The organism is Variovorax sp. NFACC27 (assembly GCF_048301545.1).
GTDB lineage: Bacteria > Pseudomonadota > Gammaproteobacteria > Burkholderiales > Burkholderiaceae_C > Variovorax > Variovorax gossypii.
Genome location: NZ_CP157613.1, coordinates 7,835,828 through 7,849,133 on the forward strand (window position 1 = coordinate 7,835,828; position 13,306 = coordinate 7,849,133).

Genomic DNA, 13,306 nt, shown 5'->3' on the forward strand with positions numbered 1-13,306 from the left:
TGCGTTGCATGGGAAGGAGAAAAGGCCGGCGCGCTTTCCGCGGATGGCGCCGGCGGGTTGCTCGTCTGTCGTGCCGCGTTACTTGCAGGCCGCGGGCGCGCTCGCGCCCGACACGCCCTTGCAGAGCTCGTCCTTCTTGATCCAGCCGGCCTTGACCACGAGGTCGAGGTTGTCGCGCGTCACGGCCACCGGTGTCAGCAGGCGCGACTGCAGCGAGACCTTCTTCGGGCCCGAGTTCCAGGTCGCGGCCTTGTCGACCGGCTTGCCCTGCGACAGCGCGATAGCTGCGCTGGCGGCTTCGCGGCCGAGCTCGCGCGAGTCCTTGAAGATGGTGGCGGTCTGCGTGCCCAGCGCGATGCGGTTGAGCGCCGCGAAGTCGGCGTCCTGGCCCGACACCGGAATGCCGCGGATGCCCTTGGCCGTGAGCGCGGCCACCGCGCCGCCGGCCGTGCCGTCGTTGGCGGCCACCACCGCGTCGACCTTGTTGCCGTTCTTGGTGAGGATCTGCTCCATGTTCTTCTGGGCGACCTCAGGCTTCCAGCCTTCGGTGTATTCGTCACCGACGATCTTGATGTCGCCCTTCTTCACGGCGGCATCGAGCACTTCCTGCTGGCCGGCGCGCAGGAAGTCGGCGTTCGGGTCGCTGGGCGAGCCCTTGATGATCACGTAGTTGCCCTTGGGCTTGACCTTGAAGACTTCGCGCGCCTCCATGCGGCCGACCTCGACGTTGTCGAAGGTGATGTAGAAGACGCCGGGCGCCTCGATCAGCCGGTCGTATGCGATCACGGGCACCTTCTGGCGCGTGGCCTTGGTGACGGCGGGCAGGATGGCGTCCTTGTCCATCGCCAGCACGATGAGCGCCTTGGCGCCCTTCGACATCAGGCCCTCGATGTCGCCCAGCTGCTTCTCGGGCGAGCCGCCCGCATCGGCACTGATGTACTTGGCGCCGAGCTTCTCGAGCTCGGCCTTGATGGCGGCCTCGTCGGTCTTCCAGCGTTCTTCCTGGAAGTTGGACCAGCTCACGCCGACCACGGTCTGCGCCATCGCGCCCACGGCCGTGAGACCGAAGGCCATGGCGGCCAGGGTGTGTTTCAGTTGCATCGGTGTCTCTCCTGTTGGTTCGCCCGTCGATCGGCGCATGGCCGATGAGGCCAGTAAGAAATTAGTTAGTTTGAAGGGCGAACTAACTATCCCATCGGGACGGGACTCCCGGCATCCGGGAATTCCCGAAGCGCATTGCGCGCCCCCTTTTGCGAGATGAGGTCCTACGCCGAGCGCCCGCGCGGCCGGGTATCTTTCGCATCCCCCGCCCCCGGCGGGGCCCGCATTGCCCCGGACGCCCCAGGCGCTCCGACCCACAAGGAGACAACGAAATGTCCACCGACATGCTCAGGCAGATTGCCGCCACGCGGCTGCCGATGGTGATGTCCTCGCCCAAGGACATCGATGAAGTGCTGAAGCTGCGCGCCGCGGGACTGGTGCTCGCGCTGGTGCCCTCGGCCGCCGACATCGCGAAGATGCCAGGCCTGCGCGTGGTGCAGGTGCTCGCCGTCACGCAGAAGGGCTTCGAGGCCCTGCAGTGCGTGCGCTATCCGGGCGAAGGCGCCCACGAGAAAAAGGGCCAGGAAGCCCTGGCCCTTTCCTGAGGCGCGGTCCGCGCGTCACGTCATTCGCTCACTTGCGCGTACGCGCGGCGTCGCGCAGGTCGCGGATCTGGTCGTGGTTGCGCTGCGTGCCGTCGGCCTGCATCGAGATCACCCTGCGCACTTCGAGCGGCAGGTTCTGCTTCAGCGCCTTGCGGTAGCGTGCGACCGCCGTGTCTTCGCCGCGCTCGCACGACTCGAGGATCGACAGTTCGCTGTTCGCGCCCAGCGATCCCTTCACGTGCACCCAGCCGCGATGCAGCGCGCCGCTGGCGGTGCCGCCTGAAGCAGGAGTGCCGCCGTAGGTTGCGATGAGGGCGATCAGCTCGACTCCGGCCTGCCTGCATTGCTCGGCGCGGCTCGCGAACAGCTGCTTCGTCGCGGGGTCCTTCACCTCCTCGGCACAGGCGCGGAAGCCGTATTCGCCGTCGCGCGCGTTCTCGAGCAGGTCGTTGAGCACGTCCACCACTTCGTCGTTGCCCAGCGTGGGGCCGGTGGTCAGGGTGTCCGCGGTTGCTTCGGTGTATGCCATGTCGTGGTCCTTTCGTTGCCTGCCTTGCGGCAGGCCGGGTCTGCGAAGTCCAGCCCTCCTGTCGCCTCTGTGTTGGATTGCTCTGGCGCTCTGGCGGCTGGTCCAAGACCCATGTTGGAAAGATCGACGGCACCGCCGCGTCGGCCCATCGGGCGACACGGCGTAGGCGGAGGATGACCCGCCCGTTCGCGATTCGACCCGCGGCTCAGTCGATGAGCTGCGTCTTGATGGCGTAGTAGGTCAGGTCGCTGTTGGTGGAGAGGTTCATCTTCTCCATCAGCCGCGTGCGATAGGTGCTGATGGTCTTCACCGACAGCGAAAGCGCCTCGCCGATGGCGCCCACGGTCTCGCCCTTCGCGAGCTTGAGGAACACCTGGAACTCGCGCTCCGACAGGTGCTCGTGCGGCGGCGCGCTGCCGTCCTTGCGCTCCAGCTGGCCCGCGAGCAGCTCGGCCACCGAGGGCGAGATATAGCGGCGGCCCAGCGCGATGGTGCGGATGGCCTTGGCGATCTCCTCGGGATCGCATTCCTTGTTGAGGTAGCCCGATGCGCCCTGGCGTATCAGGTTCACCGCGTAGTGCTCCTCGGGGTAGCCGCTGAGGATGAGCACGCCCAGGTCCGGAGCCTTGGCGCGCACCATGGCAAGCGCGTCGATGCCGCTCTGGCCGGGCATGGACAGGTCCATCACCAGCACGTCGATGTCGGTGGTGCGCACCAGGTCGATGGCTTCGCGGCCGGAGCCGGCCTCGCCCGCGACGCGGAAGTCGACGAAGGTGGAGAAGAATGACTTCAGGCCTGTGCGGACGACTGCGTGGTCGTCGACGATGCCGATCTTGATCATGGTTATGTGCCTCCTGGTCTGTGGATGGGCCGCGAGCGAATGGATGGAATGGCCGACGGCGTCGGCATTCGGGCAAGCGGAAGGAGTGCGTCACGATGCCACATGCATCCGCGGATCGGGGCGCTCGCAAGCGGGTCGGGCACTTGTCCTGCAACCGAATGCCGATACGGCTTTCGGCGATGTAGGAGCAAGGCCACCGCCGCGCGGCGAAATCTATAATCTGCCTTCCGCCCGCTGACTACTTTCTGCTTCAGATCCAGCCGCCGCCACATCTCAGCACTGCTCGACGGGTTTCCGTCTCCATGTTCGAGATCTCCTTGTGGCCGCGCACTACTACACCGAACTCGTCAGTTTCTTTGCCCGATCGCTGGGCGACCGCGACGTCGCGACCGATGTCGTGCAGGAAAGCTACGCACGCGTCTTCTCCATGAGCGCCTCCGCCGTTGCGGTGCGCGATCTGCGGGCCCTGCTCTTTCGCATCGGCAAGAACATCGTGATCGACGGCGCCCGGCGCAAGGCGGCGGAGGCCCGGATGCTGGGCACACTGGCGCTGATCTGCGCCGACGATGCCCCCTCGGCCGAGCGCGATGCGATGGCGCGCCAGCAGCTTCGGCGCCTCGCCGCACGCCTGGACGCGATGCCGCGCAAGCGCCGGGAGGCCTTCGTGCTGGTACGGATCTATGGCTTCAGCCACGCCGAGGCCGCCGCGCACATGCAGGTCACGGTCGCGGCCATCGAGAAGCACGTCGTGCGCGCGGTCTGCGACTGCATGGGCCTTGCGGCGGGGCGCTGCTGAATGCCGCGCACGACACCCTCGTTGCCCGCAGGGGGCCGAGCCGACGCAGTCCCCGGCAGCCTGCTTTCGCATGCGCTGCTGCTGATCGCACGCGAGCACGGCGGCGACGCCGCCACGGCGCAGGCCGCGCGCGCGGAACTGGCCCGCTGGCGACGCGAATCGCCGATGCACGAAGCCGCCGCCGAGGCCGCACGGCGCGGCTGGGAGTCCACCGATGCCAGCGAGCTGCGCGATGCCGTGCCGCTACCGCCGATGCAGGGAGCCCGCGAAGCGGGTTCGCGCCGTCGCGTCATTTCGGCGCTCGGCCTCGCCGGCCTTGCCGCAGCCCTGGGCGCGACCGGCCGCTGGTACTGGCTGCAGCCGCTGGAGCAATTGGCCCTGCACACCGGCCGCGGCCAGATGCTGCCGCGCCGGCTGCAGGACGGCAGCCTGCTCGCCCTGGGACCGCGCACCGATGTCGGGGCGACGATCTACCGCGACCGGCGCGAGGTGCGCCTGTCCGCGGGCGAGATCCACGTCGAGGTGCGCCCGGACGCGACGCGCCCCTTCACCGTGATCACCGAGTGGGGGCGCGTGCGCGTGCTCGGCACCGTCTTCACCGTCGCCGTGCGTGCTCAGTCCATGGTCGTGGCGGTGGCGGAAGGCCGTGTCGCCGTCTGGTCGGCCCGTGACGGCGATGGCAAGAGCAGCGATGTCGCGCGCCCGCCCGATGCCGAACTGGTGTCGGGGCAGACCGTGCGCATCGAGCACCACGCCATGGGCGCCATCGGCGACATCCAGTCCGCCGACGTGGGTGCATGGCGGCAGGGCTGGCTGGTCTTCGACCGCACGCCGCTGCCCGAGGCGATCGCGCGCTGGAACGACTACCTGCCCCAACCGCTGACGACGAGCGACGAAACCGCACTGCGGTCGCTGCGCCTGACGGGAAGCTTCCGCGTTCGGGACCCCGGCGCCTTCCTCGACAGCCTGCCTGGCGTGCTGCCCGTGCGCGTGGTGCGCCTGCCGGACGGCGGGGCGCGCATTCTGCCGCGGCGCTGAATGACGGGAACCGCGAGGAAAGGCGAGGGGAAAGCAGGTTGCGAAAAATAAATGTCCGGTGCCGGCGAGGTCCTGCGTCTTCACTTTGAAACCCATCAAAGGACACGCATCCATGACCCGTCACCACACCGGCCAGGCCGACCTTCCTCTTCCTTCTTCTCTTCTTCCCTCTTCATCCGGCCCCTTCTTCCCCCGGCCCGCCGCCACTCGCGGCAACGGCCACCTTCGCAGCACGGTACTTGCCTGCGCGCTCGCGCTGGCTTCGCTTGCCGGCGTCGCACCGGCGATGGCCGAAACGCCTGCCGGCTCGGTGCTGGCGGTTCAGCGCACGGTTTCCCTGCCGGCCCAGCCGCTGGGGCGTGCCATCAACAGCCTGGCGCGTGAATGGGGTGTCGCCATCTCGGTCGACTCGGCCCTGACGGAAGGACGTTCCGCGCCGGCGCTGCAAGGAACGCTGACGTTGCGGCAGGCGCTCGACCGCGTGCTGGCGGGCAGCGACCTCGCCGCCGTCGCCGGCACATCGGCCATCACGGTGCAAAGGCAGGCCTCGAGCGTCTCGACGCTGCCGACCATCGACGTGGCCGCGAGCGCCGAGCAGGAGAACGCCTTCGGCCCGGTGGCCGGCTTCGTGGCCCGCCGCAGCGCCAGCGGCACCAAGACCGACACGCCGCTGCTGGAGGTGCCGCAATCCGTCTCCGTCATCACCCGCGACGCACTCGACGCGCGCGACGTGCAGAGCTTGTCTTCCGGCCTCGGCTACACGTCGGGCGTGCGTGTGGGCGAGGCCGGCTACGACCCGCGCTTCGACGCTTTCTCGCTGCGCGGCTACGACGTGACCTACACCGGCGTGTACCGCGACGGCCTGCGCCAGCTCAACGGCAGCTTCTCGATCTTCCGCGAAGAGCCCTACGGCGCGGAGCGCATCGACGTGCTCAAGGGCCCGAGCGCGGGACTCTACGGACAGTCGAGCCCCGGTGGCATCGTCAATCTGGTTTCCAAGCGCCCCACGCCCGATGCACTGCGCCAGGTGGAGTTGCTGGCGGGCAGCTTCGGGCGCCGCGAGGTGCGCACCGATCTCGGCGGGCCACTCGACGACGCAGGCACGCTGAGCTGGCGCCTCACGGGCCTGAAGCGCGACAGCGATTCGCAGATCCCGTGGGCGCCGGACAACCGCACTTTCGTGGCGCCCGCGCTGCGCTGGCAACCCGACGCCAACACCTCCTTCACTCTGCTGGGCCACTACCAGAAGGATCTGACGGTCGGCAATGCCGTGTATCACCAGACAGGCACGGGCATGGACAGGCGCTATTTCTCCGGCGACCCGGCGTTCCAGAACTACGGCCAGGAGCAAAGCCAGATCGGCTATCTCTTCGAGCACCGCTTCTCCAACGGCTGGACGGTCCGGCAGAACCTCCGCTCGGGCCGCATCCGCTCGGACATGCGCTACGTGACCACCACGGCGATTTCCGACGACGGCCTGCGCGCCAGCCGCTATGCGGGCCGCATCGTGCAGCAGCTGGACAGCCGCGCCATCGACAACCAGCTGCAGGGCGAATTCGCCACGGGCCCGTTGCGGCACACGCTGCTGGTGGGGCTGGACTGGAACCAGTCGCGCGCCGCCGACCAGCGCGGCTTCGGTTCAGCGCCCGACCTGGACCTGCTCACGCTCAACTACGGCTTGCAGCCCATCGTCTCGCCCGAGCTCACCGCCGGCAACACGCGGCTGCGCATCCGCCAGACGGGCCTCTATGCGCAGGACCAGGTGCGCTGGGACCAGTGGCTGCTGACGCTGGGCCTGCGCCGCGACCGCGTGCGCACAACCGACGAAGACCTGCTCGCATCGACGGCGCAGGACACCGGCGTCTCGCACACCAGCGGCCGCGTCGGCCTGACCTATCTCTTCGACAGCGGCGTGGCGCCCTACCTCAGCTACGCCACCTCTTTCGCGCCGCTGGCCGGCCGCACCTTCGAGGGCGAACTCTTCAAGCCCACGCAGGGCAAGCAGTGGGAAGCCGGCGTGAAGTACCAGCCGGCGGGCAGCCGCACGCTGCTCACGGGCGCGGTGTTCCAGATCACGCAGGACAACGTGGCGACCGCCGACCCCGCGCATCTCAACTACCAGGTGCAGACCGGACAGGTGCGCTCGCGCGGGCTCGAACTGGAGGCGCGCTCGGACGTGTCGCGCGCGCTCTCGCTCACCGCGGCCTACACCTTCCTCGATGCGAAGGTCGCGCGCGGCGACAACGTCGGAAAGCAGGTCTCCGCCCAGCCGCGCCACAGCGTGTCGACCTGGGCCGAGTACCGCTTCTCGGGCGCCGCCTCGGGCCTGCGGGCCGGCGCGGGCGTGCGCTACATCGGATCGAGCTTCGGCGACGCCGCGAACACCGCGGTCCGGCGCAACGGCAGCGTCACGCTGCTCGACGTGGCACTGCACTATGAGCCCACGCCGAAGTGGCTGCTGTCGCTCAAGGTCAACAACCTGGCCAACCGCGACTACACCACCTGCGCCAGCGGCTATTGCTACCGCGGCGCACTGCGCACCGTCGTGGCCAGCGCCCGCTACACCTTCTGACAGGAACCGGCCCGCCATGCAACGCCGACTCTTCGCATCCTTGCCCCTCACCGCCCTGGCCGCTCTTTCCACCGCGCCTCTGCAGGTGCGCGCGCAGGCCCCAAGCACCGCAATGCCTTCACGACAACCGGCCGTGCTGCCTGGCACGCATGCCCTGAGCGTGCGCGGCGGCCCCGCGCGCGACCGCGAATACAGGCTGCTCGTCAGCCCGCCTGCCGGCAAGGCAGTGCCCCGCGGCGGGCATCCCACGCTGTTCGTGCTCGACGGCAACGCGCACTTCGGCGCCTTCCACGACGCACGGCGCGCCAGCTCGGCCTTCGCCGAGACGATGGTGGTCAGCGTCGGCTACCCGACCGACGGCACGCACGACTTCCTGCGCCGGTCGTACGACTATTCGCCGCCCGCGCCGGCCGGCGAGAAGCCACCGCAGGGAGGCGACGATGAATTCCTCGACACGCTCGAGCAGGTGGTGATTCCGGAAATCGCGCGCCACTATCCGCTGGACCGAGACAGGCTCTCGCTCTTCGGCCACTCGTTCGGCGGCATGTTCGCGGTGCACGCGTTGTTCACGCGTCCGATGCTCTTCACCCACTACGTATCGGCCAGCCCTTCGCTGTGGTGGCGCGACGACTACCTGCTGCCGCAGGAGCGCCGCTTCGCCGCGCGCGTGACCGCGGGCGAGATCGCGCCCGTACACCAGAGCCTGCTGCTGGTGATCGGAGACCGCGAGACCCCGCAGGAGATCCAGGACGCGCAGGCGCTCGCGCAGCGCCTCGCGCCGCTGTCCGCATACGGGCTGCGCACTGCCTTCCAGCTCCAGCCGGGAGAAGACCATATGTCGCTGCCGATCGCGATCGCACCGATGGTGCTGCGGCAGGTGTTCAGCGCGCGCAGGCTCTGAGCCGGGCGGATGCAGTCCGGGGCACTTACGGCCTCTTCAGCTGGAGCTGGAGCTCGATCCCTTCCTCAGCACCAGCAACATGCCCACAACCGTCACAGCCATTCCGGAAAGGATTGCCGGCGTCAGCGGTTCTCCGAAGAGCGCCCATGCCTCCAGCGAGGTCGCAACCGGAACCAGATAGAAGTATGTGGCTACCGTGGTTGCCTCTCCTTTCTGCAGCATGAACAGCAACAGAAGCATCGCCGCGGTGGAGACACCAACGACGAGCCACAGCAAGCCGAAAGCGAACTTGACGCTCCACATGACCTCTTGCTCTTCGGTCGTGATCGCGACCAGGCCCGCAAACACGGTCAGTGCCACATACTGGAAGAGTGTCGACGTCAGAAGATGGCCGTCCGATTTCACCTGGTTCTGGACAATGGTCCCGACAGTGACTCCGAGCAAGGCAATCAATGCGCCGGAGAATGCAACAGCGCCGAAAGTCAACTCATGGCTGGTGGGAGACAGCACCAGGAACACGCCTGCAAATCCCAATCCGATGCCCGCCCACTTGGTTCCCGAGAGCGGTTTTCTCTGGAGCAAGGACGCGTACACCGCAGTCAGCAGCGGCTGGGTACCGGTGACGAGCGCAACCAGCCCTGCGGGCATGCCGTGACTGATTGCAAAGAAGCAGCCCGCCAGGAAGGCCCCCTGCAGCAGCAGCCCGACCTTGACCTGCGTCCAGGCTCCTCTCGATGACGGGAACTTCACTCCCATCGCAACGCTGATGGCGAAAAACACCAGGCAAGAAAACACGCCTCTCAAGAACAGGAGCTTGAAAGGAGGTGCGTTCTGTATGGTGAACTTGGCGGCGACAAAGCCGGTGCTCCACAAGACGACGAACAGCCACGGCGCTGCCGACACCAATGCGTTGTTGTGCGATGTCTTAGCGTTCACGGTGCTTGTTCACGGATTCCGGCGCAAGTGACGCGCGACCACGACTTCAGCGCTCGCCTCAGACAGCGGGCGACCAGAGGTCGTAGTTCAGCGCGAAGGTGTCACCGTCTTTCGAGACGGTTCCAGCCGTCGGGGCATTGAAGTGCATCCCGGTCACGAGCAACTTGTCGCTGACGATTTGTTCAAGCAGCCGCTTGCGCGTCTTGCTGGCCTGTGTCGGGTCGCTATCGAAGGCGATCGTGACCTCCGGTTGGGCGATCTGCACATGAGGGAAGTGGACGATATCGCCCCAGATCAGCAACGACTCCTTGCCTTCTCCAACAAGGTAGCCGGTGTGGCCGGGGGTATGGCCGAACAGCTCGACTGCCTGGATTCCCGGAAGCACCGACTCGCCGCGGAACGGCACGAGCTTGCTGTCGTACGCGGAGAACGCGTTCCTTGCGACTTCGAAGAAGGGGCGGAAACCATCGGGCGCGTTGGAATAGATGGTTTCGTCACGCCAGAAGGCGAGCTCCTTCTCGTTCACGAAGAGCCGCTCGACATTGCGGAAAACGGGTGTCTTCAGCGGTGCAGCCAGGCCGCCGATATGGTCCGGATGGGCATGCGTCAGCAGGATCGTGTCGATTTGCAGCGGGTCGATTCCCGCGGCCGCAAGGCCGACCTGAAGGCGACCTCCCCACCCATTGATGCCACCTGCACCACCGTCGACAAGAATCGTGCGGTCTCCGGTTTCGATGACGTAGACGTTGATGTTCATGCGCGGAATGGGAGGAGCACCGCGCTTCTCCAGCAGCGCCTCTGCCTTCGCACCGGTGATGCCGGAAAGAAGTTCGAAGGACACGTCCAGGAAGCCGTCACTCAGCATCGTGACGGTCATGTCTCCGACCTTCTTTCGATTGATGGCGGGGGCTTGATAAGTAGTCAACTTTGACATCTGAATTCCTCAGGAAGATGAGCAGCAACAGCCGAAAACTGTCTGACTCGATCGTAGAAATTCAGCGTGCTCGCGTCCGTTCAACAACCCGCGCGAAACGCTCATCCGATCAATCGCTCACCGGCGGCCGACCTGCGCCGGCCCGAGGCCATACCTCTCTGTGAACCGCTTCGAGAAGGTCGTGACGGAGTCGTAGCCGACCTTCGCGGCGATTGTCTTGACCGGCAACCGAGAGGTGAGCAGCAGGTGAAGCGCCTGCCCGACGCGGGCATCCAGAAGCACCGACCGGAAGCTTGTTCCCTCTGCTGCCAACTTCCGGCGCAGAGTTGGTCCGCTGATGCCCAGGCGCTCCTCGAACTCTTCGGAATGCCAGTCGCGAGATGGGTCGCCCGCCACCAGTTTTCGAATCTGCGACGCCAAGCTTGGGCGAGGGATGCGAAGGAGGCCCAGATGTCCAATCTCATGCAGTCGAACGATCACTTCGACGATGGCATGCAGCGCAAGCGATCGCCGCCCTTCCTGCATCACCTCGGTCCATCGCAGGAAGGGATCGATAAGCAACGCGAGCGGCTCGGCGCTGATCTGGCCAGGGTCCGCGGCGACCGTCTCCGGCAGGAGCTTTTGTGCCGATTCCAAAAGGCTCTGCTGGAGGTGAATTCCAATGGCCACATACTCGCCGATCTCCCGGTCGGGAAACTGCTCCCAATCAATCGACCGGGCGTTGGGGACTATCAGTATCTGTCCTGGCTCCACCTCGATGGTCCGCAGACCATCCGTGATACGACTCTTCCCCAGCAGCGGTATCGCGAGAAGGCCACTCTCCAGCTCATAGTTGCGAACGCGTTGCGCTTCAACGGCACGCAGGCAATCGCATGGAAGCGGATGGCTGCTGCGCACCAGTTCCAACAGGCGTTCTACGAGAACCCTGATGTCTCCACTGGAACTGCCAGGGCCTTGAGCCATTGACGCGATGGAGCTGAAGCCGTTCATGGTTGCCGTCAGCCAGCAGCATCACTGCGCTTGTACCGGGCCCGACGCGAACAGCGGGAGCACAAACTCGCCGAGCTCTTGCAGGACTTCGCGCGCGGGACGTCGCGACGCCTTCAGGTTGAAAGCGACGTGGTTGACACCGACGTGGCGCAACTGCTCCAGATAGGCAATCAGTGCATGGCGGCCAGCCGCCATGCCGGAGTGGATTGGCTGCACCGGAGCATCGGGGTCCGCCAGCAAGTCGAAGAACAGCCCTTGCGCGAAGGGCTTGAAAACCTCTCCGCACGCATCCCTCACAGCCTGCCTCCAGGTCGCGGCAATGAGCTCCGTGCGACGGGCATCTACAAAGTAGTAGAGCCAGGCGTCGGCGTTTCGCGCAATCCAGTCCAGGTCTTGCCGACTGCGGCCCACGACGACAATCGGCAAGCGCCCCTCCCTCGGCTTGGGCAGGACGTCGAGGTTGCCCAGGAACTGGCCGAATCGCCGACTGCCTCCAACCGGAAAACTGTTTTCGCTGGCCATGCGAATGCTGGCGAGTGCCTCCTGGAAGCGATCTCCCCGCGATTCGTAATCCTGCGGGATGTTGAAGAGCGGGTATTCCGAAGGTCGGTCTCCAGACGCCACGCCAAGCAGCATCCGGCCTCCGGACATCACATCGATCGATGCGGCCTGCTTGGCCACGTGAACGGGGTGCCTCAGCGTAATCACGGCGGCACCGGTGGCCAGCCCGATCCGCCTCGTGTTGGCTGCCAGGAAGCCGAGGTAGGTGAAGGGGTCGAACATCTGCCCGACGTCCCCGAACGACGGATCGTAGGCCGGGACATCCCGCGCCCACAGAGTCGCAAAGCCAAGCTCGTCGGCCATCCTGGTCAACTCGGCGTGTTGCTCCATCAAAGGTGCAGGAGAACTCGGGTACGCCTCCAAGGGGAGGATGAACCCCAGGGTGAGCCGGCCAGGTGCAAACGCCCGCGCAAAGCCGGGGTGGGCGCCAATCCGTGGAGAAGAATGGAGCATCATCAATCCGTTTTCCGTACCGAAAGCAAACGCCCTCGAGGGAGCTTGCGCTGGGGACAGGGTCAGACCTTGACCACGATCTTGCCGATCTGGCTGCCAGCCTCCATGTAGCGGTGAGCGTCCGCGATGTCGGCGAAGTCGAAGACCTTGTCGATGACCGGCTTCAGAGCGCCGGAGGAGAGACCTTCGGTGATGAATTTCTTGGCGGCAGCGAGGCGCTCGGGTACTTCGGTGATCTCGAAGAGTTCGTAGCCGCGCAAAGTCAGATGCTGGGACAGTACGTCCATCACGGGCACGGGCAGGTCCCCAGGGCTCAGGGCGCCGTACTGGTAGTAGATGCCTTCATAGGCCATCGCGCGGAACAGCGCACGTGCACCAGGACCGCCGACCGGGTCGAACACCAGCCGGGCACCCTTCCCGCCTGTCAGTGCGCGAATCTTGTCGGTCAGCTCCGGATCGTCGCCGGTGAACACATGAGCGGCTCCCGCAGCCTTGAGCTGCTTCTCGATGTCCAGTGAACGGGTCAACGCGACAGGGGTTGCACCAACCATATTCGCCATCTGGATGGCTGCCAAGCCCAGGCTGCTGGACGAAGCGCCCAACACCACAGTGCCACCAGCCTTCATGCCCCCCATCAGCACGAGAGCGCCGAACACCGTGACGAACTTCATCCAGGTCGCAGCGGATTCTTCGTAGGAGATGCCATCGGGGATTTTGACCACCGCATGGACAGGTGCGTTGACCAGCTCGCCATACATACCGTAGTTCGCAAACGAGAATGCGGGGATAACGCTCACCCGGTCGCCGACCTTGAAATCAGTGACGTTGGAACCCACCGCCGTCACATCGCCAGCTGCTTCGTAGCCCATCTTCGCGGGGAACACGGGATCGATGACGTACTGCCCGTTGCGGTACATGATTTCAGCGCGATTGATGCCCAGGGCCTTCACGCTGATTTGGACCTCATCTGCCAAGGGCGCCGCTACTTCGACGTCCACGAACTCCAGCACCTCCGCGCCACCAACGCGGTTGAAATGAATAACTCTCGACATGAACACCTCGGAAAAGTTGGAAATCGCATCGAAGCGACAACTGAACTCTAGGAGGTG

13 protein-coding genes are annotated in these 13,306 nt (G+C 65.9%); 5 read left to right on the forward strand and 8 right to left on the reverse strand.

Going from position 1 to position 13,306, the window contains the following annotated elements:
• Nucleotides 1–78: 78 nt before the first annotated feature.
• Entirely contained in the window at nt 79–1,101 is a 1,023-nt protein-coding gene (gene xylF / locus ABL840_RS36780) for a D-xylose ABC transporter substrate-binding protein (protein ID WP_093307547.1), read from the reverse strand.
• A gap of 272 nt (nt 1,102–1,373) precedes the next feature.
• Between xylF and ABL840_RS36785 the strand changes: the two genes are divergently transcribed.
• Nucleotides 1,374–1,646 carry a hypothetical protein gene (locus tag ABL840_RS36785; protein WP_093196129.1) on the forward strand — a complete coding sequence of 91 codons (273 nt, stop codon included), beginning with the start codon at nt 1,374–1,376 and terminating at the stop codon, nt 1,644–1,646.
• A 28-nt stretch (nt 1,647–1,674) separates the two neighbouring features.
• Here the strand turns inward: ABL840_RS36785 and ABL840_RS36790 are convergent, their stop codons facing one another.
• Nucleotides 1,675–2,175, reverse strand: a complete 501-nt coding sequence (locus ABL840_RS36790; protein ID WP_093307546.1) for a ferritin-like domain-containing protein — start codon at nt 2,173–2,175, stop codon at nt 1,675–1,677.
• 205 nt (nt 2,176–2,380) lie between these two features.
• Nucleotides 2,381–3,016 (reverse strand): response regulator transcription factor, encoded by a 636-nt coding sequence (locus ABL840_RS36795; protein ID WP_093196127.1) that lies wholly within the window; start codon nt 3,014–3,016, stop codon nt 2,381–2,383.
• A 319-nt stretch (nt 3,017–3,335) separates the two neighbouring features.
• On the opposite strand from ABL840_RS36795, the gene ABL840_RS36800 reads away from it, so the two are divergent.
• The 4 genes from ABL840_RS36800 (at nt 3,336) to ABL840_RS36815 (ending at nt 8,323) form a co-directional block, all read left to right on the forward strand.
• The gene (locus tag ABL840_RS36800) at nt 3,336–3,812 is read left to right on the forward strand and encodes a sigma-70 family RNA polymerase sigma factor (protein ID WP_093307545.1); all 477 of its coding nucleotides are present in this window, start codon (nt 3,336–3,338) and stop codon (nt 3,810–3,812) included.
• Nucleotides 3,813–4,850 (forward strand): FecR family protein, encoded by a 1,038-nt coding sequence (locus tag ABL840_RS36805; RefSeq protein ID WP_093307544.1) that lies wholly within the window; start codon nt 3,813–3,815, stop codon nt 4,848–4,850. It abuts the gene before it with no gap.
• A 112-nt stretch (nt 4,851–4,962) separates the two neighbouring features.
• A complete protein-coding gene (locus ABL840_RS36810; protein ID WP_418116126.1) occupies nt 4,963–7,422 on the forward strand; it encodes a TonB-dependent siderophore receptor in 2,460 nt (819 codons plus the stop codon).
• A gap of 16 nt (nt 7,423–7,438) precedes the next feature.
• On the forward strand, nt 7,439–8,323 hold the full coding sequence (locus ABL840_RS36815) for an alpha/beta hydrolase (protein ID WP_093307542.1): 885 nt from the start codon (nt 7,439–7,441) through the stop codon (nt 8,321–8,323).
• A 36-nt stretch (nt 8,324–8,359) separates the two neighbouring features.
• On the opposite strand, the gene ABL840_RS36820 is transcribed toward ABL840_RS36815, so the two are convergent.
• The 5 genes from ABL840_RS36820 to ABL840_RS36840 form a co-directional block, all read right to left on the reverse strand.
• Nucleotides 8,360–9,259 (reverse strand): DMT family transporter, encoded by a 900-nt coding sequence (locus ABL840_RS36820; protein ID WP_418116127.1) that lies wholly within the window; start codon nt 9,257–9,259, stop codon nt 8,360–8,362.
• 58 nt (nt 9,260–9,317) lie between these two features.
• Entirely contained in the window at nt 9,318–10,136 is an 819-nt protein-coding gene (locus ABL840_RS36825) for an MBL fold metallo-hydrolase (RefSeq protein ID WP_418116128.1), read from the reverse strand.
• 174 nt (nt 10,137–10,310) lie between these two features.
• Nucleotides 10,311–11,183 (reverse strand): helix-turn-helix transcriptional regulator, encoded by an 873-nt coding sequence (locus ABL840_RS36830; protein WP_093307539.1) that lies wholly within the window; start codon nt 11,181–11,183, stop codon nt 10,311–10,313.
• A 21-nt stretch (nt 11,184–11,204) separates the two neighbouring features.
• Nucleotides 11,205–12,200 carry an LLM class oxidoreductase gene (locus ABL840_RS36835; protein ID WP_418116129.1) on the reverse strand — a complete coding sequence of 332 codons (996 nt, stop codon included), beginning with the start codon at nt 12,198–12,200 and terminating at the stop codon, nt 11,205–11,207.
• Nucleotides 12,201–12,259: 59 nt separating this feature from the next.
• Complete coding sequence (locus ABL840_RS36840; protein ID WP_093307538.1) at nt 12,260–13,249, reverse strand: zinc-dependent alcohol dehydrogenase family protein; 990 nt, start codon at nt 13,247–13,249, stop codon at nt 12,260–12,262.
• Nucleotides 13,250–13,306: the final 57 nt, after the last annotated feature.